The 22,466-nt window shown below is 69.7% G+C and carries 12 protein-coding genes; 10 read left to right on the top strand and 2 right to left on the bottom strand.

From position 1 onward, the window contains the following. Positions 1 to 15 precede the first annotated feature (15 nt). Positions 16 to 1,125, top strand: a complete 1,110-nt coding sequence (locus OWM54_RS30705) for a DUF444 family protein (protein ID WP_141332034.1) — start codon at positions 16 to 18, stop codon at positions 1,123 to 1,125. 40 nt (positions 1,126 to 1,165) lie between these two features. Then, positions 1,166 to 2,659 carry a SpoVR family protein gene (locus OWM54_RS30700; RefSeq protein WP_223748090.1) on the top strand — a complete coding sequence of 498 codons (1,494 nt, stop codon included), beginning with the start codon at positions 1,166 to 1,168 and terminating at the stop codon, positions 2,657 to 2,659. A 24-nt stretch (positions 2,660 to 2,683) separates the two neighbouring features. Here the strand turns inward: OWM54_RS30700 and OWM54_RS30695 are convergent, their stop codons facing one another. Next, entirely contained in the window at positions 2,684 to 3,718 is a 1,035-nt protein-coding gene (locus OWM54_RS30695; RefSeq protein ID WP_194869484.1) for a serine/threonine-protein kinase, read from the bottom strand. A gap of 206 nt (positions 3,719 to 3,924) precedes the next feature. On the opposite strand from OWM54_RS30695, the gene OWM54_RS30690 reads away from it, so the two are divergent. The 6 genes from OWM54_RS30690 (at position 3,925) to OWM54_RS30665 (ending at position 17,585) form a co-directional block, all read left to right on the top strand. Continuing rightward, positions 3,925 to 4,821 carry a sigma-70 family RNA polymerase sigma factor gene (locus OWM54_RS30690; protein WP_223748089.1) on the top strand — a complete coding sequence of 299 codons (897 nt, stop codon included), beginning with the start codon at positions 3,925 to 3,927 and terminating at the stop codon, positions 4,819 to 4,821. Between the two features lie 250 nt (positions 4,822 to 5,071). Beyond that, positions 5,072 to 6,421, top strand: a complete 1,350-nt coding sequence (locus tag OWM54_RS30685) for a S8 family serine peptidase (protein WP_223748088.1) — start codon at positions 5,072 to 5,074, stop codon at positions 6,419 to 6,421. A 29-nt stretch (positions 6,422 to 6,450) separates the two neighbouring features. Beyond that, the gene (locus OWM54_RS30680; RefSeq protein WP_267699797.1) at positions 6,451 to 8,307 is read left to right on the top strand and encodes a Hint domain-containing protein; all 1,857 of its coding nucleotides are present in this window, start codon (positions 6,451 to 6,453) and stop codon (positions 8,305 to 8,307) included. Positions 8,308 to 8,469: 162 nt separating this feature from the next. Then, entirely contained in the window at positions 8,470 to 12,210 is a 3,741-nt protein-coding gene (locus OWM54_RS30675; protein ID WP_223781731.1) for a choice-of-anchor A family protein, read from the top strand. A 192-nt stretch (positions 12,211 to 12,402) separates the two neighbouring features. Continuing rightward, positions 12,403 to 16,308 carry a M36 family metallopeptidase gene (locus OWM54_RS30670; RefSeq protein WP_267699796.1) on the top strand — a complete coding sequence of 1,302 codons (3,906 nt, stop codon included), beginning with the start codon at positions 12,403 to 12,405 and terminating at the stop codon, positions 16,306 to 16,308. 98 nt (positions 16,309 to 16,406) lie between these two features. Beyond that, positions 16,407 to 17,585 carry a M23 family metallopeptidase gene (locus OWM54_RS30665; RefSeq protein ID WP_223748085.1) on the top strand — a complete coding sequence of 393 codons (1,179 nt, stop codon included), beginning with the start codon at positions 16,407 to 16,409 and terminating at the stop codon, positions 17,583 to 17,585. A 15-nt stretch (positions 17,586 to 17,600) separates the two neighbouring features. Here OWM54_RS30665 and OWM54_RS30660 read toward each other — a convergent pair whose 3' ends face one another. Further along, a complete protein-coding gene (locus OWM54_RS30660) occupies positions 17,601 to 18,194 on the bottom strand; it encodes a TIGR02265 family protein (RefSeq protein WP_223748084.1) in 594 nt (197 codons plus the stop codon). Positions 18,195 to 18,447: 253 nt separating this feature from the next. Here OWM54_RS30660 and OWM54_RS30655 point away from each other — a divergent pair, with 253 nt between their 5' ends. After that, positions 18,448 to 20,958, top strand: coding sequence for a glycogen/starch/alpha-glucan phosphorylase (locus OWM54_RS30655; protein ID WP_223748083.1), 2,511 nt, complete (start codon positions 18,448 to 18,450; stop codon positions 20,956 to 20,958). A 388-nt stretch (positions 20,959 to 21,346) separates the two neighbouring features. Further along, positions 21,347 to 22,456 (top strand): esterase/lipase family protein, encoded by a 1,110-nt coding sequence (locus OWM54_RS30650; RefSeq protein WP_267699795.1) that lies wholly within the window; start codon positions 21,347 to 21,349, stop codon positions 22,454 to 22,456. Positions 22,457 to 22,466: the final 10 nt, after the last annotated feature.

Genomic DNA, 22,466 nt, shown 5'->3' with positions numbered 1-22,466 from the left:
GAAGGGCGAGCCGTCGTGACCTTGAAGATCCACCAGGACCACTCCCGCTTCAAACAGATCGTCCGCGGGAAGATCAAAGCCAACCTGCGCAAGTACGTGCAGAAGGGCGAGATGATTGGGAAGAAGGGCAAGGATGCCATCAGCATCCCCATCCCCTTCATCGACATCCCCCGCTTCAAGTACGGCCACAAGGAGCAGGGCGGCGTCGGACAGGGTGACGGCGAGGTGGGCCAGCAGCTCGGCCCCGGGGCGGTGGAGCCCGGGGACGGGCACCAGGCCGGCCAGGGTGAGGGAGACCACGCCCTGGAGGTGGATGTCACGCTCGAGGAGCTGGCGCAGATACTGGGCGAGGAGCTGCAGCTGCCCCACATCGAGCGGCGCCAGAACGAGAAGATCATCACCCAGAAGATTCGCTACACCGGCATCAACACCACCGGCCCCGAATCCCTGCGCCACTTCAAGCGCACCTTCAAGCAGGCCCTGCGCAGACAAATCGCCGCCGGCACCTACGACGCCGCCAGGCCCGTCATCATCCCCACCCGCGAGGACCGCCGCTACCGCAGCTACAAGCTGCAGGACCTCCCGGAGACCAACGCCGTCATCATCTACATGATGGACGTGTCCGGCTCCATGGGTGACGAGCAGAAGGAGATCGTCCGCATCGAGAGCTTCTGGCTCGATACGTGGCTGCGCCACCAATACAAGGGCCTGGAGGCGCGCTACATCATCCACGACGCGGTGGCGCGCGAGGTGGACCGCGACACGTTCTTCCATACCCGCGAGTCCGGCGGGACGATGATCTCCAGCGCCTACAAGCTCTGCCGCGACATCATCCTGGCCGACTACCCGAAGAGCGCCTGGAACGTCTATCCGTTCCACTTCAGCGACGGGGACAACTGGAGCGCGGACGACACGCGCCAGTGCATCGAGATGCTGCGCAACGACGTGCTGCCCAACGTCAACCAGTTCGCCTACGGACAGGTGGAGTCCCCCTACGGCAGCGGTCAGTTCATCAAGGACCTTCGCGAGGCGGTGGGTGACACCCCCAACGTCGCGCTCAGCGAAATCGCGGACAAGGACGCCATCTACGCGTCCATCAAGGACTTCCTCGGCAAGGGACGCTGAAGAGCCAGCGCCCCCACCTGTCCTCCGGAGAGACTTCCCGATGCCCAAGAGCCTTACGCCCCGTCTCGCCGCGCTGAGGGATGAGATCCACGGCTACGCGAAGGAGTTCGGACTCGACTTCTTCGACACCGTCTTCGAGATGGTGTCCTACGACGAGATGAACATGGTCGCCGCCTACGGCGGCTTCCCCACCCGCTACCCGCACTGGCGCTGGGGCATGGAGTACGAGCAGCTCTCCAAGGGCTACGAGTACGGCCTGAGCAAGATCTACGAGCTCGTCATCAACAACGACCCCTGCTACGCGTACTTGATGGAGAGCAACCCGGAGGTGGACCAGAAGCTGGTCATGGCCCACGTCTACGGTCACTGCGACTTCTTCAAGAACAACTTCTCCTTCCGCCACACCAACCGGCGGATGATCGACGAGATGGCCAACCACGCCACGCGGGTGCGCCGCTGGGTGGACAAGATCGGCGTGGAGAAGGTCGAGGACTTCATCGACCGGACCCTGAGCCTGGAGAACCTCATCGACCAGCACTCGCCCCACATCCGGCGCAACCCGGACCCCAGGCGCGCCGAGGACGAGCTCAAGTCCAACGAGCGCGTGGAGGGCTTCAAGGTCGGCCGCGAGTACATGCGCGGCTACATCAACCCGTCCGAGTTCCTCGACTCCCAGCGCAAGAAGGTGGAGGACGAGAAGCAGCGGGCCAAGAAGTTCCCCGAGCGCCCCCAGCGCGACGTGCTGCTCTTCCTCCTGGAGGAGGCGCCGCTGGAGCCGTGGGAGTCGGACATCCTGGCCATCCTCCGCGAGGAGGCCTACTACTTCGCGCCCCAGGGCCAGACCAAGATCATGAACGAGGGGTGGGCCAGCTACTGGCACTCCACCATCATGACCCGCAGGGCGCTGCGCGACGACGAAATCATCGACTACGCGGACCACCACTCCGGCACCATGGGGACGCGCCCCGGCGCCATCAATCCCTACAAGCTGGGCATCGAGCTGTGGCGGGACATCGAGGAGCGCTGGAACAAGGGCCGCTTCGGCAAGGAGTGGGACGAGTGTGATGACCTGCGCGCCCGCCGCAACTGGGACAAGAAGCTGGGCGCCGGACGCGAGAAGATCTTCGAGGTCCGCAAGCACTACAACGACATCACCTTCATCGACACGTTCCTGACGCCCGAGTTCGCGATGGAGCAGAAGCTCTTCGTGTATGGCTTCAACGACAAGCGCAACTCGTGGGAGATCCTCGACCGCGAGTTCCGCAAGGTGAAGAGCAAGCTGTTGCAGGGGCTCACCAACTTCGGCCAGCCCATCATCGAGGTGGTGGACGGCAACCACGAGAACCGCGGGGAGCTGTTGCTCGCGCACAAGCACGACGGCCAGGACCTCAAGGGTGACTACGCCCGCGAGACGCTGCGCAACCTCCAGTCCCTGTGGCGCCGCCCCGTCAACATCATCACCCGCTACGACAACAAGGGCGTGATGCTGCGCTTCGACGGGACGAACCAGACGGAGAAGAAGGTGGAGCTGTAGCGCCCCAAGCAGCCGGAGACCCGCTCACGGGCGGGTCTCCGCGATGGCGGCGGACCGCACGGGCGCGAAGCCTGCGGCCGGCCCCTGCGACACCAGACGCTCCAGCGCGGTGCACAGCGCATCCACGCGGCCGAAGCGCGCGGACGGGTCCTCCTCCAGACAGCGCTCGACGGCCTCCGCGAAGTCCAGGTCGATTCCCGGCACCAGGTCCACCAGCGGCACCAGCGCGGCCGCCACCCGGCCCGCCTCCAGGTCCGCACCGGAGGCGCGCACATGCGGGACACGCCCCGTGCACAGCTCGTACACGAGCAGCCCCAGGGCATACAAATCACTCTGCGGCGTGGCCGGCGCCCCCAGGCGCACCTCGGGCGCCATGTAGCGCGGCGTGCCGACGACGCCCGGCACGGCCCACGGCTTCGAGCGGTCCGTCCCCACGAAGGCCGCGAGCCCGAAGTCGAGCAGCTTGATGCTGCCATCCGCGTCCAGGATGGCGTTGCCCGGCTTCACGTCCCGGTGGAGCACCCCGCGCTGATGCGCGGCCCTCAAGCCCCGCGAAAGCCCCAGCGCGATGTCCAGCACGTACCGCCACGGCAGGGGCGGCGCCAGCTCCGCCAGGCTCTTGCCGTCCACGTACTCGTACACCAGATACGGCCGCCCCTCGACCTGCCCCGCCCGGAACACGGTGACGACGTTGGGGTGCTTGATGCGGGCGATGGCGCGCGCCTCGATGGCGAAGCTGTCCAACGTGCTGGTGTCCGGCTCCAGCGCGACGCTCAGCTTGAGCGCGACGAGCCGGTCCAACGACGTGTCATGCGCCAGGTACACCGCGCCCATGCCCCCCCGCCCCAACAGCCGCACCAGGTGGAACTCGTCCAGCACCCCGGGCGGCACCCAGGTCCGCGCCACCGTGGGCCCCCAGGCAGGCGCGGGCGCGTCCACGCTCCCCGTCTGGCTGCGCATGACGGCGACCAGCAGCTCCCGACACGCGGGGCACTCGGCGGCGTGGCGATGGACGCGCCCCCTCGCCGCGCCGTCCAGCCGCTCCTCGACGAGCGCCACCACGTCTTCCTCGCACAGGCAGCCGGATGTAAGGATTTGACACCCCCCTGTATGCCCCCGGTCAGAGCCTCTCACAAAACGGACTTCATCCGGTAAAGCGAGAAACTCTCCCCTTTCATGCCCAAAGACGACCTTCACTCAGATTAACCCGCACTCAGAGTAAGTCAGGCTCCATCGGTTATAATGGCGGCATGGAGGAGGGGGGCTTGGCATTCGCACCGTTATTCCTGGCGCATGCGGGCGTCCCGCCGGAGGACGTCACGCCCGAGGTGTTGGAGCCGTGGCTGTCACGGCTCTGGAACGAAGGCCGGGAGCACTGGCCGGACATCCCGTTGGGCGCCGAGAGCTTCATGCGACACCTGGCCCTCCACCTCCCGCGCCTGGCGCCGGGCGAGGACTGGGGGACGGCGCTGGAGCGGCTCGAGGCCGGCGACCTCTATCTGGCGTGCGGCTGCGTGCAGGGACTGGGCACGGCGCTCGCCGCCTTCGAGCGGCACCACATGGCCAGCGTGCCGACGGTGCTCGCGCACATGCGGCTGCCGGCGGCGATGGTGGACGAGGTGCGTCAGCAGGTCCGTGAGCGGCTGCTGGTGCGCACCGCCGCCGCGCCCCGCATCGCCGAGTACTCCGGCCGGGGCACCCTGGCCAACTGGGTGCGGGTGGTGGCCCTGCGCACGGCCCTGAGCCTGCTGCGCAAGTCCCAGGAGCCCTGCCCGTCGAGCGACACCGTCCTGGAGCTGCTGCCCACGCCCGCGCCCGACCCCGAGCTGGAGGCCATCCAACGCCGGTACCACGACGCGTTCCGGAAGGCCTTGGAGGACGCCTTCGCCATCCTCCCCGGAGAGCACCGCTACCTGCTGCGCCTCCACTTCGTGGACCGCCTCTCCACCCCGAAGCTCGGCACCCTCTTCGGCGTCAACCAGTCCACCGTCTCGCGCTGGCTGCACAGCGCCCAGCAGGCCGTGCACGACGAGACGCGGCGCCTGCTCAAGGAACGCCTGGACCTCTCCTCCCAGGAGTTCACCAGCGTCCTGCGCAGCGTGGAGAGCCATCTGCATCTCAGCCTCACGCGCATCCTCGATGAAACAATTCACCCAAAGTGAATATCGAGAATTGATGCATAGGTTGATTCGGGCGTGCGTCTTCAAGACGCGAACGTCGCTCGGGCCCGCCTGGGGCTCGCGCTCACGCCATCCACGTCCACGCCTCCCCCCGCGGTAGCGGAAGCCCTCCGCCGCCGCGGACATCCCCCGTCCATCCCGAGAGGCCCCGTGTCGGCGCGGGCGTCGCTCGGCCCACCCAGACCGAGACACCATGCGGCCCCTGCCCCGACGTGCCCATCCCTTGCTTGGAATGAAGCTTGAGGCCCTGCCCTTGTTGGGGGCGCTCGTCCTGGGATTCATCGCCTGCGAGGAGCGCCCGCCCCAGGGCGCCTCCGCCCAGGGGCCCGGTTCGGCTCCGAAGCTGGCGCCGTTGGGCCGCGCCCCCGAGGCGCGGCGCGTCCCCGACGAGTACATCGTCGTCTTCTCCGAGGGCATCACGGGGCAGGCCATCGACTCGGCTGTGGGCCGGGTGGCGCGCGCGGGCGGCATCAATCAGGTGCGGCACCGCTACCAGCTCATCCCCGGGTTCGCGGCGCGCCTGGACAGCGCCCAGGTGGAGCGGCTGCGCGCCGAGCCGGGCGTGGCCCTCATCGAGGAGGACCAGCAGGTCACCCTCAGCGCCACGGTGCCCAGCCCCGCGGACGGCATCGACCGGGTGGACCAGCGCCAGGGGCGCGACGGCCAGTACAACGACTTCGACAACACGGGCGCCGGGGTGCACGTGTACGTGCTCGACACGGGGCTCAACACGGAGCACTCGGAGTTCACCGGACGGGTGGGCTCGTCACAGAGCTTCGTGCCGGATGGCCGGGGCATCGAGGACTGCCACGGCCATGGCACCCATGTGGCCAGCACCGCCGTGGGCACGCTCTATGGCATGGCCAAGGAGGCCACCGTGCACCCGGTGCGGGTGCTGCGGTGCAACGGCCTGGGGACCTGGGGGGCCATCATCGCGGGCATGGACTTCGTGCGCGCCGACTGTCCCCGGCAGGACGGGCCCTGCGTCGCGAACGTGAGCATCACCGGGCCGCTGTACGTGCCGGCGAACCTGGCCGCCGCGGCGCTGGTCAACGCGGGCATCCCGGTGGTGGTGGCCGCGGGCAATGACGACCTGAACGCCTGCACCCAGTCCCCCGCGAGCGAGCCCCTGGTCATCACCGTGGGCGCCGTCGACGACGCGGACGTCCGGGCGACGTTCTCCAACTGGGGCCCGTGCGTGGACATCTTCGCGCCGGGGGTGAGCATCCTCGGCGCCTGGATGGGTGACGCGGTGGCGAGCGTCGTCGACGAGGGCACGTCCATGGCCAGCCCCCACGTCGCCGGCGCGGTGGCGCAATACCTGGGCACCCACCGCACCGCCACGCCCGCGCAAATCGTCGCCAACCTGCGCGACTCCGCCACGCTCGAGTGCGTGGAGGACCTGAAGGGCTCGCCCGACTCGCTGCTCTTCAGCGACCTGACGCAGGGCAACGGCTTCTGCGTGGGCGAAGCCAACAGCTGCGTGGGCCTGTGCGGCGTGGGCGCGGAGGGCTGCTTCTGCGACCCGAGCTGCCTGGAGTTCAACGACTGCTGCCCCGACTTCCAGCAAGTCTGCATGTGAGAGCCGTTCCAAGCGGAGGAGGAAACACCATGTCACGAGCACGTCGTTTTCTGGTGATGGGTAGCACCGCCTGCCTGGCCCTGCTGTCGGGCTGCACCTCCAGTCCCCACGAGCAGCTGGTGGCGGACTTCGGCCGCACGCTGCGCGGGCTCGGCGACGCCACCCGGCTGAGCCAGGCCGAGTGGACCACGTACCGGGCGGACGAGGCCTACCTGCATTCCATCGCCAAGCCGGACGTGCGCGTCCGGTTGAACCTGGCGGACCCGGCCCAGTACCGCTTCGCGAAGGCGCGCCTGAAGCTGGCGGGCAAGACGCCGGAGAACTCGCCGTACCTGTTCGAGGCGCTGGCCGCGCGCCAGAAGGAGCACGTGTCGCGGGGCTTCGCGCCGGGCCAGCTGTCGTCGGAGGACGCCGGGCTGGCGACGTCCGCCGAGCGCAAGGAGATGCACGCCATCGAGTCGGCCAACGCGGGTGAGACCACGCGCGAGGAGAACGACGGGCAGGGCGTGTCCACGTCCACCTTCCCGGGCGGCACGTACTACACGTACACGGACACCAACTTCACCGACCAGACGGGCCACCCGCTCACCCAGCTCGCCTGGGCGGAGGAGTACGACCAGGGCACCAACCTCACCGTCCCGACCACCGCGAACCTGGGGCTCACCCAGCTGGGCCGCTACCGGGTCTCCTCGTACAAGGTCGAGGACTCCGTCGAGGGGTTCAAGGACTCGTACCTCTACTCGGAGTTCGGCTCGCCGCCGGGCACCACCTCCACGCGCCCCACGTACTCCGCGCTCACCGTCCAGGCGCCCGTGGACACGGTGCTCAACGACAACCTCATCTCCGTGTGCCTCAACCGCACGTGGACCCAGGACTGCGACTACGACCTGACCGGCACCCCGCAGGCCATCAAGCTGCCCCTCAAGGGGCAGCTGTCGCTCACCTCCGCGCCCCACACCTTCGACCAGGCGAAGATCAACCAGTTCAAGGCGGACCTGGCCCTGGGGACGCCGACGTATGAGGTGGGCCACCTCAAGCTCATCCTCACCAACGCGGGCGGCGGCTGCGACGTGACGGACGGCAACCTCATCGAGGCGAGGATGGGGCAGTTCTGGGACCGCGCCTCCCTCAGCGCCGACAAGAAGACCTTCTCCTGGGATTTGACGGGCGCCCACGCGGCCTTCTTCGACGACGGCTGCCGCCAGGTGCAGGACGAGGTGAAGCTCACGTTGAAGATCGTCCTGCCCGTCGTCGGGACGGGCGGCGCCACGTACCAGTCCTCCGTGACGCTGAGCAACGACCGCGCCGTGCCGCGCCCGGACTACACCTTCAAGAAGATCACCGTCACCAACAGCTGCCTGGCGGCGGGGACGCAGATCGCGCTGGCCGAGGGCAAGGTGGCGCCCGTGGAGTCGCTCAAGGCCGGCGACAAGGTGAAGAACCCGCACCAGCCCACGCTCACCGTCATGGACACGGCCGTGGGCACCGAGACGGTGCCCATGGTGCGCATCCGCAGCGCGGCGGGCCACAGCCTGTTGATGACGGAGATGCACCCCATCCAGGTCCTGGCGCGCGGCATGGTGCAGGCCCGCGCCCTCAAGCAGGGCGACGTGGTGATGACCCAGGCGGGCCCCAGCAGGCTCGTCGAGGTCAGCCGCGAGCCGTACGCCGGCAAGGTGTACAACGTGAAGGTCGGCTCGGACGCGGAGAAGCTCGCGCTCGCCCAGGACCAGACGGTGGTCTACGCCAACGGCTTCGTCGTGGGTGACGGGCAGATCCAGCAGAAGTACGAGTCCATCGCCCAGACGCAGAAGAGCGCCGACGTGCTGGCCTCGCTGCCGTCCCGGTGGCACCGCGACTACAAGCTGGCCGCCCGGCGCCAGTAGCCGCCCAGCAGCGAGGGCGCGGCCCCGAAGGCCTCCGCGCCCCTCGCCCGACGTCATCACCCTTCCAGACCGCCGGCCATCCAGTGGAAGTCCGCTGGATGGCCGTGCCCGTTGCCGCCCCGCCGTTCGCCTCCCGCCGCCCCAGACCTCGGAGTGAACCTGATGCAGCCTCGCAACGTCCCCCTGCTCCCGCTCGTCCTCGCGCTGGCCCTGGCATGTGGCGACGCCAGCCCTCCCGAAGCCTCACCGCCCCAACAGCAATCCCAAGCGACGCTCCGGGAGGAGGCGCAGCGCGCGGAGCGGCGGCGCATCGCGAGCCGCCAGGTCGTGCAACCCGCGGCCCAGCTCGCGCAGGCCACCGCGCCCGACCTGGCCGCGGCGCTGGACATCCCCGCGGGCATGCTGGTGAGCAGCCAGCTCACCGCGCCCGCGCCCGACCAGACGACGAAGGTCATGTCCAACTACGGCATCATCACCCCGCGCAAGGGCCCCTCGCTCATCGTGCTGGGCACCGGCTACGTCAATGACCGCGCCCGGCTGCCCGAGCCCGGCACCGACTTCGCCCCCGAGGGGGCCGAGGGGGACGTCGTCACCCTGCGGCTCACCCTGAACGTGCCCGCGGGCATGACGCGGCTGTCGTTCGACTACCGCTTCCTGAGCGCCGAGTCGCCCGACTTCGTGGGCAGCGAGTACAACGACCAGTTCACCGCGCACGTGCAGGACGCGCAGGGCACGCGCCTGGCCGAGCAGACCTCGGTCAACAGCGCGCACTTCTTCGACGCCTCCGCCACGCGCGCCAAGGACACCCAGTTCGACGTGCTGCTCGCGGACGACCCCTCGGGCGTGGACTTCTTCCCGGCGACCTACCCGGACGGCATCCAGCTCTTCCCGGACGCGGGCATCACCGACTTCAAGACGGTCAACGTGGCCATCGCCGGCGGCGGGCCGGTGACGCTCGTCTTCGAGATCCGCGACCTGGGCGACGGCATCCTGGACTCCAGCGTGGTCATCGACAACGTGAGCATCTCCAGCCTGGAGAAGATCGACCCCAACCCCATCCTCATCGACCCGCTGCTGCGCAAGGTGGAGACCAACCCGGGCCGGCTCGCCACGCTGGGCACGCCCGCCAGCGGCGTCGCCGCCGACGGCGTCAGCGTCATCCTGCTGCGCGCGCGGCTGCCGGGCCCCGGCACCCTGCGCTTCAAGCTGGGCGACACGCACCTGCCCGCCAACGGAGGGCTCAGCCTGGTGGGCTCCTCGGACGCCCCCACCAACGTCATCGACGCGACCGCCCAGCAGGTCGCGACCAACCAGTACTACGCCTTCGCGCTCTACACCGCGCCCGAGGACTTCATCCGCCCGGGCCAGGAGACCGCCGACAGGCTGCTCAAGAAGCGCGCCGTGACGCTCTCCACCCTCTACACCCCGGCCAATGGGACGCCCTTCCCGGACACCCACGAAATCGAGGTGGTCCGTCCGCCCATCGTGGCCATCCATGACCTGTGGTCCGACTGCCAGTACTGGGAGTGGCACGCGGGAATCTCCTCCAACATCCTGTTCGACGTGACGTGCGCCGACTACTCGACGACCAGCTCGGAGAGCATCGACTCGGAGGCGAACCGCGCCGCGCTCGGCAAGGCCATCCGGGAGGCTCTGCTGGAGATGCGCCTGCGCTACATCGCCGTCACCCAGGTGGACGCGCTCGCCCACGGCATGGGCGGCATCATGGCGCGCAGGTTCGCCGCGAGGAGCGACTACCTGCGCGCCGACAACTTCAACAAGGGAGACCTCAACCGGCTCATCCTGCTGAACACGCCCCACGCGGGCAGCGCCATCGCCAAGGCCATCGTCGACACCCGCAACCACATGAAGGGGACGGCCAGCTACCAGGTCGCCTGGGACGAGCTGAAGCTGGAGATGCTCCGGGACTTCAACGTCTCGCTCGAGGTGAACTCGGGCACCACGTCCTTCGAGGACCTGCAGCCGGGCAACCCCCTGCTCACCTCCGTGGGCGTGACGAACGTGCCCACCCACGTGCTGGTGAGCCTCAACGGGAAGAACATCGAGCGTCCCCAGGGACAGGGCATGCTCTTCGACCACATCAAGGTCCTCTACACCAACATGGAGGCGTACCACCCGCTGGTGGACAAGCTCACGCCCCCCGCGAACTGGAACCTCATCATGCGCGCGAAGACCTCGCGCAACCCGCAGCAGGCCGCGCAGCCCAGCCGGCTGTTCTGCGACAAGGACTACGACATGTTCGCCTCGGAGGCGGACCAGCGCGGAGGCGCGCCCACCACCGCCACGACGTCCTTCGCCATGGACGCGAGCGTGCCGGACCTCGAGCACTTCAAGACGCCCTCCAACACCAGCTACTACGCGAGCATCGTCAACCTGCTCAACAGCCCCGTGGCCAGTGACAGCTTCGCCCCGTCCCTCCCCGCCCCCGTCGCGGCCACCAACTGCCCGCCGCCGGACGCGGGAGGCGGCGGCGCGTGGATGCCCGACGACGAGCAGCTCGCGCCGGAAGAGGAGCCGCTGCCCGTCATCACCGGGTGGGAGCGCCCCTCGCCCCTGCTGGCCTCCGGCGGGATGCGCATCGTGTCCCCCGCGCCCGGCACGGCGGTGAGCCCCGGGAGCACCCTCACCGTGGTGACCGAGGGCACCGGCGGCTTCGCGCCCCACCTGGTCTATGTCTCGAGCACCGACAAGGCGGTCGTCATCCCCGAGGCGCCCTTCACCACCACGTTCCAGGTGCCACCCCACGCCATCGGCACGGTGCAGCTGGTCGCCACGGGCATCGACGACGCGCGCCAGCGCAGGTCGTCGCCGCCCGTGTCCCTGCAGGTCGTCTCCTCCGCGCAGCTCAACCTCATCTCCGTGCTCAACGGCGATGGCGTCCTGCACGGGGTGGGCTCCACGCGCAACCTGGTGGTGACGGGCCTCTACAACGACGGAATCAAGCGCGACATCACCTCCCAGGCGGTGGGGACGGTGTACTCGTCATCGAACGAGGCCATCGCCACGGTGTCGACCGCGGGCGTCGTCACCGCGCAGGGGCCTGGCATCGCCACCATCGTCATCCGCAACGGGCCGGCCGTCACCAGCATCTCCGTCACCGTCGTGGAGCAGCGCGTGGAGCACTGCATCCAGGTCCGCCTGGCTGACTACAACCTCCTCGTCGCGGAGGACTACCGACAGGGCAATGACGTGGCGGGCCGCGTCGCCGCCGGCGGCAGCATCTTCCTCAAGGACTTCCGCGTGGGCTGGAACCTGCCCGACACCGACACCGACAACCTCCTGGTCGCCGGGAGGGACCTGAACCTGAACAACGGCACCGTCTGGGGTCACGCCCGGTTCGGCGACCGCTACCTGCCCGCGGGCACCCTCACCTTCCCGCGCGGCTCGGTCACCCGCGGCACGCCCATCCCCTTCACCGACGTCCTCGGCTCGCTGCGCAAGCTCTCCGCGGACCTGGCCGCCCTGCCCCAGCAGGGCACCACCACCCTCGAGCCCTGGGGTGGAATCTTCCTGCGGGGCACCCACCCCAAGGTGAATGTCTTCCACGTCCAGGCCAGCGCCATCGCCAGCGCGGCGCTGCTCACCATCGAAGCCCCCGCCACCTCGCTCGTCGTCATCAACGTCCGAGGCACCTCCCCCCTGTTCACCAACTTCGGACATGTCTTCGCCGGCGGCATCGACGAGCACGGCGTGCTCTTCAACCTCCCGGAGGCCACCACGCTCACCGCGTTTGACTATGGCTTCTACGGAACAGTCCTTGCACCCCATGCCCACGTCTCCTTCAGTGATGGAGCCTGGGTGGGCGGCCTCTACGCGCGCTCGATGACAGGCAATGCGGTTGGCCATCTGGGCCAGCTGCGGGATAGTGATATCTGTCGATGAAGGCTTCGGGTCCCCTCGCGGGGACTCGCGCGACATTTCGTGGGGGGTCAAGTGCCCAAGCGTCCAGGGAGCGGTGTCTCCGTCGTGGTACTGGCCCTCGCCTGCTGGGGCGGGTGCGCGGTGGAGCCCCCCACGCCAGGCCCCGTCGACTCGCGCTCGCGGGCCGACGGGGCGGCGGAAAAACCTCACATCGTGACAGTGCTGTCGCGGGACGAGGCGCGGGGCCACCCCACGGTGGTGTGGGCCGGGCAGCGTGGCGCGGCGCCAGGCCTGCGTGTCCATGACACCCCGGAGGCCGCGGCCCGCGTCTATCTGGAACAACAAGCGTCACTGTATGGTTTGAGTGCCGCTGATCTGGCGTCGGTGTATGTCCATCGGGTCCACGACACGGGCCGGGGCGGCATCATCGTGTTCTTCCGCCAGCGGGTGGCGGGCCTGGAGGTGGGGCGCACCGAGCTGAAGGTGCTGCTGGACCGGGGGCTGGAGCTGGTGGGGCTCACGGGGAACCTGCACGGCGGCGTGGCGGCGATGCACGCGGACGCGACGCGGCTGACGCGGGGCGGAGGCTTCACGCTGCCCGCGTCCGAGGCGGTGCTGCGGGCCCTGGGGGATGTGCATGGGCTGTCGCTGGTGGGCGAGGTGGTGGCCGCCGGCTTCGCGCACGCGGACGCGCCCCGCTTCGACCTGGCGCCCGGCGGCACGCTCCAACGCGCGGGCCTGCGGCTGGTGGAGCCCGCGCGCGTCACGCGGCTGTACTTCCCCTCCGGGGGCCGGCTGGTGCCCGCCTACGCCGTGGACGCGCTCTCCACGCGGGCCGGGGACGCCCCCGCGCGCGGCTTCCTGCACGTGCTCGACGCGGCCACGGGCCAGGTGCTGCTGCGCGAGGACCGGGTGGCGCAGGACGCCTATTCGTATCGCGTCTGGGCGGATGCGGACGGCACGCCCGCGGACAACCCCCACGAGGACTACTCGCCGCACCGCACGGGCAACCCCGAGACGGCCGAGCCCGGCTTCGTCGCGCCCCGACAGCTCACGCACGAGGGGCGGGTGCACGCGCAGTCGGGTCGCGTGTTCCCGTGGCTCCCCCAGGGCGCCACGACCACCTGGGGCAACAACGTCCACGCCTACGCGGACCACTTCGACCCGGATGGCTACACCGAGGGCCAGGACCGACGCGCGCAGGTGACGCCCGGCACGCGCGACTTCCCCCACGTCTACGACCCGGAAGCCGCGCCCCTCGACAGCGTGGAGCAGGTGTCCGCCTCGGTGGTGCAACTGTTCTACACCACCAACTGGCTGCACGATTACTTCTACGACTCGGGCTTCGACGAGGCGGCGGGCAACGCACAGGACGTGAGTCACGCTCCGGGAGGGCTGGGGGGAGACCCCGTGCTGGCCGAGGCGCAGAACCTGGGCCCGGACGCGCAGGCGCGAAACCTGGCCAGCGCGTACGTGCCCCGGGACGGGCTGTCGCCCCGGTTGGAGTTCTCGCTCTGGGACACGGAGGAGGCGCGCGCGTTCACCGTGGGCGGTACGCGCTACGTCACGGGCAAGGCCGAGTTCGGCCCGCAGCGCATCCAGCAGTCCCAGCATCCGCTGGCCCTGGCGGAGGACGGCACGGGCGCGGGCACCGACGCGTGCGAGCCGCTCCAGAACGACGTCACCGGGGCCATCGTCCTGGCGGACCGGGGCGGCTGCATCTACGAGCTCAAGGCGGTGAACGCGGAGAACGCGGGGGCCGCCGGGCTGGTCGTCATCAACCATGTCCCCGGCGAGCCGCCTCCGGAGATGCTCGACGTGGACGCGACGCTCACCACGGGCCTGGCCACGCTCTCCATCACGCTCGAGGACGGCCTGGCGCTCAAGGAGCTGCTGTCGCGCGGCTCGCTGACCGGCGCCATGACGCGCGCGCCCGTGCCCCTGCGCGACGCCTCGCTGGACAACACCATCGTCGCCCACGAGTGGGGGCACATCCTGTCCCGCCGCCTGACGCTCTGCGCGGAGCCGCAGTGCCGGGCCATGGGCGAGGGCTGGAGCGACTTCCTGGCCCTGCTCATGATGGTGCGGGAGACGGACGCGCCCCAGGGCACGTACGCGGTGGGCGCCCATGCGGCGCAGGCCTTCGGCCAGAGCACGTACTTCGGGGTGCGTCGCACGCCCTACTCCACGAACCTCGACCTCAACGGGCTGCGGCTGCGCCACATCGCCAACGACGCGGGCCTGCCCGACCAGGACTATCTGCGCGACAACGGCCTGGAGAACGCGCAGATGCACAACGCGGGCGAGGTCTGGGCCACCCTGCTCTTCGAGGCCTACCAGGCGCTGCTCGACGAGGGGCGCAAGAACGCCCGCCCCTTCGCGGAGACGCGGCGTCGCATGGCGGACTACGTCGTGGACGCGCTGCAGCTCGCGCCCGCGGACGCCACCTTCACCGAGCAGCGGGACGCGCTGCTGATGGCGGCCCGGGCCCGTGGGCGGCGGGACGACCTGGAGGCGATGGCCCGGGCCTTCGCGCGACGGGGCGCTGGCACGTGCGCGGTCTCCCCGCCCCGGGACTCCACCGAGCACAACGCGGTGGTGGAGGACGGCGAGGCCCACTCGGACCTCCGGTTGGCGGCCGTGCGCATCGTGGACGGGCGGCGCTCGTGCGACGCGGACGGCGTGCTCGACGCCTCGGAAGAGGGGCTCGTTCGCGTGGAGGTCCAGAACCACGGGCCCCTCCCCGCGCAGCGCGCGACGGTGCGGGTGGTCAGCGACGACGCGCTGCTGACGTTCCCCCGGGGGGCCTCCTTCACCGTGGCCGAGGTCGCGGCCTTCGGCACGGGCGTGGTCGAGGTCCCCATCGCGCTCGCCGCGTCGCTGTCGTCGGCGCGAAGCGCCAGCTACCGCGTCACCCTGGAGAGCAGCGAGGCGTGTCAGCGAAGCGTCGAGCAGGCCCACTCCGTGCTGCTCCACTATGACCTGGCGCCCGCCATGACGGACACGGTCGAGGGCCTGCGCACGACGTGGACCTCCACCGTGCTGGGCGGCACCGAGGAGCAGCGCTGGCGCGTCGTCCCCTCACCGCTCGACGCCCGGGACCAGGTCTGGTTCGCGCCGGACGTCTACGAGTTCTCCGACACGGCGCTGCAGACGCCCGTGCTGAGCATCCCCTCGGGGAACACGTTCGTCCTGTCGTTCGACCATCGGCATGGGTTCGACTTCCGGCACAACCCGGGGCCGAACACCTTCGACTACTGGAACGGCGGCGTCATCGAGCTCACCGAGGTGGTGGCGAACCAGCCGGACGACTGGAAGGACGTCACCGCCTGGGTGACGCCGGGCTACACCGGCACGCTCGACACCCGGACCGGGAACAGTCTGGGTGGCCGTCCCGCCTACGCCGCGAGGAACCCGCGCTGGCCGCAGCGGGAGCGCGTCACGCTGGACTTCGGCACCGCGCTGCAGGGCAAGACGGTGAAGCTGCGCTTCCGCGCGGCCTCGTCGCTCGTCTTCCGGGCCCACGGCTGGGAGGTCGACAACATCACCGTGCAGGGCACGGCCACGCCCCCCTTCCTCGAGCGCGTCGCGGAGTCCACCGCCCCCTGCCGTCCGCTCGCCGAGGCGGGCGTGGACCAGCGCGTGATTGCCGACGCCACGGTGACACTCGATGGCTCGGGCAGCTCGGACCGGGGCTCGGTGCCGCTCGCGTTCTCCTGGCGGCAGGTGGGCGGCGCCGCCGTGGCGCTGCGCGACGCGGACACGGCGGCCCCCAGCTTCACCGCCCCGGACGTGGGACCGGAGCAGGAGCTCCAGCTCGACTTCGAGCTGACCGTCCGCGTGGCCGATGTCGCCGCCACGGACAGGGTGACCGTCACCGTGAGGCCCAAGCCGACGGACCCGGACGCGGGCACCCCGGACGCGGGCACCCCGGACGCGGGCACGCCAGATGCCGGTCCTCCCCCACCCGACGCGGGTGAGGAGCCGGATGGGGGCACCCCCTTCGAGCCGCCCCAGCGCCCCGGGATGCACAGCTGCGCCTCGGCGGGAGGGGGCGCGCCCCTGGGCCTCGTGGGCGCGCTGATGCTCCTCGCGGCCCGTCGCCGACGGCCGGCCTGAGGCCCCGCTTCCCGAAGCAGCCGAGCAGCCGAGCGCGGGATTTCCCGAGCCGTCGATTGGGCAGGGGCGGGGGTGTCCACTACACTCGCGCCCGCCCCATGCGATTCTCCCCCCTCTGTGCCCTGGCCGCCCTGCTGGCGGTGACCTCCTCGGAGGCCGCTGTCCGGTATGAAATCAAGAACCGCCGCATCGAACCGCGCCAGACGCTGGCGGGCGCGCTGCACGAGGCGCAGTTGCCGGACGCGCAGGTGACGGCCGTCATCTCCGCGCTCGAGGGCGTGTTCGACTTCCGCCGCTCCCGCGTGGGGGACCAGTTCCGCATCGTCCTGCGCGACGGGGAGCTGGACTTCTTCGACTACCGCCAGAGCCTCGTGGACGAGTGGCAGGTGCGCCGCGACGGCGAGAAGTTCGTCGGCAGCAAGCGCGCGATTGAGGTGGAGAAGCAGGTGTCGGTGGTGTCGCTCGAAATCCAGACGTCGCTCTACGAGGCGGCGGTGGACTCGGGCGAGGACCCGGCCATCGGCATGGTGCTGGCGGACGTGTTCGCGTGGGACATCGACTTCTACCGCGACGTGCGCAAGGGCGACACGGCCCGCGCGCTGGTGGAGAAGTTCGTCTCCAAGGGCCGCGTGCTGCGCTACGGCGAGGTGCTCGCCGCGCAGTACCAGGGGGGCCTGGTCGGCCCCAAGAAGGTCTACCGGTACGTGCTGCCGGACGGCCAGCCCAACTACTTCCAGGAGGACGGCGCCAGCGCGAAGAAGACCTTCCTCAAGAGCCCGCTGAAGTACGCGCATGTCACCAGCAAGTTCGGCTCGCGCTTCCACCCGGTGCTCCAGTACCTGAAGAACCACAACGGCGTGGACTACGGCACGCCCATCGGCACGCCGGTGTGGGCGGTGGCGGACGGCACCGTGACGCAGGCCGGGTGGGCCGGCGCCGCGGGCAACATGGTGGTGCTGCGCCACGCCAACGGCTTCGAGACCCAGTACATGCACCTGTCCAAGCTGGGCGAGGGCGTGCGCGTGGGGGCCCGCGTCAGCCAGAAGCAGGTCATCGCCTACTCGGGCAACACCGGCCGCTCCACCGGGCCGCACCTGCACTTCGGCATGAAGCGCGGCGGCAGCTACACCAACCCGCTCAACCAGCAGTTCCCCCGCGCGGACCCGCTGCCCAAGCAGCTGCTCCCGGACTTCCTCGCCAAGGCGCAGGAGCTGGCCTCGCAGATGGAGGCCGTCTCCGTGGCCGCCGTCGCGGGGCAGGCCCCGGCCGCGCCCTGAGGCGGTACCGGCGGGCTACGACTCCCAGGTGATGTCGTAGTCCGCCGCGAAGTAGCCGTGGGGCGTGCCCACGACGCGGCCGTTGCACTGGATGGCCTTGAGGGCCTCCTGCAGCACGCCCTCGTGGAACTGCACCGGCTGCATGTCGCCCTGGAAGGACAGGCGCACGTGGCGCTCGTGCAACACGCTGTATTCCCGGCGCCCGTAGCTGACCAGGGTGGAGTAGGCCGTGGGCGCGTTGGACAACAGGCGCTTGGGGTCCCCCTTGCCAATCAGCCGCGTGAGCGTCTGGCCCACCGTGGAGGAGAAGAACCCGGTGACGGCCGCGGCGCCGCACGCGCGCACCGCGTCCTCCTGCGTGGGGTAGCGCCCCGCCCGCTCCAGCGCCTCCGACGTGGCGTACAGCAACCGGATGGCGTCCACCGCGGAGTAGGAGAAGAAGTCCACCGGTGAGCGCTTGAAGAGCGGCTCGCGCAGGCGCGCGGCGGAGTCCGGGCCCAGCTGCCGCTCGGCGAGCATCAACACCGCGTTGAAGATGAGGCCGCGGACCGTGTCTTCCGGCCGCACCAGCGCCAGGCGCTGGTCCAAGTCATTCTTCGGGAAGGCCATGAGCGTTGATTTCTACATCAAACGGCGCCCCGGAGGGCGGCCCTTCCACGAGGGCCGTGTGGGAAAGCGAGCGGATGGGCGCGCGTGTCACATCGTCCCTGGACGTCCCAGGTCCTTGCCAGGGAGCATCCTCCCCCTCCCTGGCTCCGCGCTTTCCGCATGTGCCGGGCCTTCCGGCTGCGCTACCCTGACGGCCCTCTGCGTTCGTTGCATCCCACTCGACGACACACCTCGGATGGAGACCTCTCGCGACATGGCCTCTCCCGCCTCTTCCTCCTCGCAGCGCCCCGCCGCCCCGTCCACGTCCACGGCGGACGATGGGGGCCGCACCGGGCGCGACGCTTCGTCCATGCGCCGCTCGTTCCTGGACCACGTGCGCTACTCGCGCGGGAAGAACTACGAGACGTCCACCGCGCATGACCGCTTCATGGCGCTGTCGCTGGCGGTGCGTGACAGGCTGGCGGACCGCTGGGTGCGCACGGCCCGCACGTACTACGAGAAGGACGCCAAGCGCGCCTACTACCTGTCCGCGGAGTACCTGCTGGGTCGGGCGCTGGGCAACAACCTGCTGAACCTGGGCATGCACGACGCGGCCGCCGAGGCCATGCGGGAGGTGGGGGTGGACCTCACCAACCTGCTGGAGATGGAGCCGGACGCGGGCCTGGGCAACGGCGGCCTGGGGCGGCTGGCGGCGTGCTTCCTGGACTCGCTGGCGACGCTCGGCTACCCCGGCATGGGGTACGGCATCCGCTACGAGTTCGGCATCTTCACGCAGGACATCGTGGACGGCTACCAGGTGGAGCGCGCCGACGAGTGGCTGAAGTTCGGCAACCCGTGGGAAATCGTGCGGCCGGAGAAGGCGGTGCCGGTGCGCTTCTTCGGGCGCGTGGAGCACCACCAGGGGCCGGACGGCAAGCCGGTGGCGCGCTGGGTGGGCGGCAAGACGGTGGTGGGCGTGCCGTACGACACGCCCATCGCGGGCTACCACAACGACACGGTGAACACGCTGCGACTGTGGCAGGCGCGGGCGTCCGAGGAGTTCGACCTGCTGCTCTTCAACGCGGGCGACTACGAGCGCTCCGTGGTGGAGAAGAACGACTCGGAGGTCATCTCCAAGGTCCTCTACCCCAACGACGCGTTCCAGGCGGGCAAGGAGCTGCGGCTCAAGCAGCAGTACTTCTTCGTCGCGTGCTCCATCGCGGACATCGTCCGGCGCTACCTGAAGAACCACACCGACTTCAGGGACTTCCCGAAGAAGGCGGCCATCCAGCTCAACGACACGCACCCGGCCATCGGCGTGGCGGAGCTGATGCGCGTGCTGGTGGACGAGAAGCGGCTGGGCTGGGAGGAGGCCTGGTCGATTACGCAGGCGGTGTTCGGCTACACCAACCACACGCTGCTGGCGGAGGCGATGGAGAAGTGGCCGGCGACGCTGTTCGAGCGGCTGCTGCCGCGCCACCTGGAGCTCATCTACGAAATCAACCAGCGCTTCCTGCGCCAGGTGCAGATCCGCTACCCCTATGACCAGGAGAAGCTGCGGCGGATGAGCCTGGTGGAGGAGGGGCCGGAGAAGAAGATTCGCATGGCCCACCTGGCGGTGGTGGGCAGCCACAGCATCAACGGCGTGGCGGCGCTGCACACCGACCTCCTGCGCCGGGACGTGCTGCCGGACTTCGCGGCGATGTACCCGGAGCGCTTCAACAACAAGACCAACGGCGTGACGCCGCGCCGGTGGCTGGCGTGGTGCAACCCGCGGCTGTCCAAGCTGATTACGTCCCGCATCGGCGAGGGCTGGGCCACCAACCTGGACAAGCTGCGCGAGCTGGAGCCGCACGCGGAGGACCCCGCGTTCCGCAAGGCGTTCCGCGAGGTGAAGCGCGCCAACAAGGAGGACCTGTCCAGGCACATCCAGGACCTCCGCTCGGTGCGGCTCAACCCGGAGGCCATCTTCGACGTGCAGATCAAGCGCCTGCACGAGTACAAGCGCCAGCTGTTGGACGCGGTGCACATCGTCGCGCTGTGGATGCGGGCGCGCAGGGACCCGGGCACCATCATCCACCCGCGCGCGTTCCTGTTCGGCGCCAAGGCGGCGCCGGGCTACCACCTGGCCAAGCTGACCATCCGGCTCATCAACGGCATCGCGGAGGTGGTCAACAGCGACGCGGGCACGACGGGGCTGCAGGTCGTCTTCGCGCCCAACTACCGGGTGAGCCTGGCCGAGCGCATCATCCCGGCCGCGGACGTGTCCGAGCAGATTTCGACGGCGGGCATGGAGGCGTCCGGCACGGGCAACATGAAGCTGATGCTCAACGGCGCGCTGACGCTGGGCACGCTGGACGGCGCCAACGTGGAGATTCGCGAGGCGGTGGGCGACGAGAACTTCTTCCTCTTCGGCCTCACCGCGGACGAGGTCATCGCCAGGAAGCGCGCCGGCTACCGGCCGCGCGACGAGTACGAGAAGAACCTGGAGCTGCGCGAGGCGCTGGACCTCATCTCCACCGGCTTCTTCTCCCCGGAGGACCGCGGCCTCTACAAGCCCCTGGTGGACAGCCTCCTGGAGGAGGACCGCTACCTGGTGCTGGCGGACTTCGCGTCCTACGCGGCCAAGCAGGACGAGGTGGTGCGCGCCTACCAGGACGCGGACACCTGGGCGCGCAAGTGCATCATCAACGTCGCCCGCGCCGGCATCTTCTCCTCCGACCGCACCATCAAGCAGTACGCGGAAGAGATCTGGCGCATCCAGCAGACCCCCGTCGAGCCGTAGTCTTTCGGGTCCGCCCCGCCCCGTCGCTCGAGTGACGGGACGGGGCCCCGCGCTCCCCCTCCATCCTGAGAGGGGTGAGCGGGACGGTCCCGGCGTCGACACGGCGCGACAGAAGTCAACGCACCAGGACGACGCGTCGCGCAATCACAGACAACGCAGTGCACCACAGAACGTCCGTCTCGTCCGGCGGGGCTGACGCGGCGCGATGTATTGACTCGCGAATCAACCCTGGTGCACTGATACGCCCGGAGTTCGGGACTCGCCTGGTCGTGGGGAAGGTCTGGGCCGTACCGGTGGGGGCCTTCGCAGTGTCCGAAGGCTGGCGTCCCGGTTCCGGGTCCGACGTGCATCGGTTGCAGCAGGCAATCCTCACCAGCAAGGAGTCCCCATGAAGCAACAGCCGCCGCTGTTCCTGGCAGTCCTGGCCGTGGGTGTACTGGGCGTGGCCGCACCGGCCCTCGCCGCGGAGAAGACGACGTACCCCGTGGTGTTCGCGCACGGGCTGGGCGGGTTCGACGACATCCTCGGGTACGACTACTGGGGTGACGACTACGGCGTGTTCGTGGGCGACCCGTGCGACGAGTTCCTGGAGGTGAGCTGCAACGGGGACCTGAACAGCAAGCAGAAGGCGTTCGCCGCCGCGGTGCAGCCGCTGCAGAGCTCCGACGTGCGCGGGCTGGACCTGGCCAACGACGTGGAGGGCTACCTGGCCTCCTCGGGCTCGGCGTACGTGAATCTGGTGGGGCACTCGCAGGGCGGCATCGACGCGCGCAAGGCGGCGAAGGTGCTGCGCGAGCGCAAGGGCTACACGGTGGTGAAGGCGCTGGTGAGCGTGTCCTCGCCGCACCGTGGCTCGCCGGTGGCGAAGTACATCCTCGATTTGGGCCCCGGCATCACCAGCGTGCTGGACGCGCTGTTCCGCATCTACGGTGACGTCGTCTACGGGCCGGGCAATGACGGCTACGCGGCGGTCAAGGCGCTCATCTACAACGACGCGGACGCGAGCGACGGCAAGACGACGGGCGCCAAGGCCTTCAACGTGGCCAACCCCATCAACGCCTCGTACGCGGCGCACTACGCCTCGCTGGTGACGGCGCAGAGCGGCCTGAGCGTCAACCCGGCGCTGTGGCTGGTGCGGCAGTTCTTCTTCGACATCGACGGGGACGGCGCGTGCGCGGACGACTGCGACAACGACGGCGCCGCGGGCAGGGGTGACGGCATCCGCAACGAGCAGGATGACGACGGCCTGGTCGGCATCAACTCGCAGCAGATGGGCTACCGCCTGCGCTACACGGAGCGCCTGGGCGCGGACCTGGTCGCGCAGGACTCGGCGCTGGGCTACGTCAGCAACATCAACGCCCCCAGCGCGCTCCAGCAGACCTCCATGTCCAGCGTCATCAACCAGGACCACGTGGACGTCATCGGCATCGGCCCCGACACGTTCAGCGAGATGGAGTTCTACGCGGCCATCATCGACTACATCGCCAAGGTCGACTGACGCGCCGCAC

Source organism: Myxococcus sp. MISCRS1 (assembly GCF_026626605.1).
Taxonomy (GTDB): domain Bacteria; phylum Myxococcota; class Myxococcia; order Myxococcales; family Myxococcaceae; genus Myxococcus; species Myxococcus fulvus.
The sequence above is the reverse complement of the archived record's forward strand: the minus strand, read 5'-3'. Positions and strand labels throughout refer to the sequence as shown.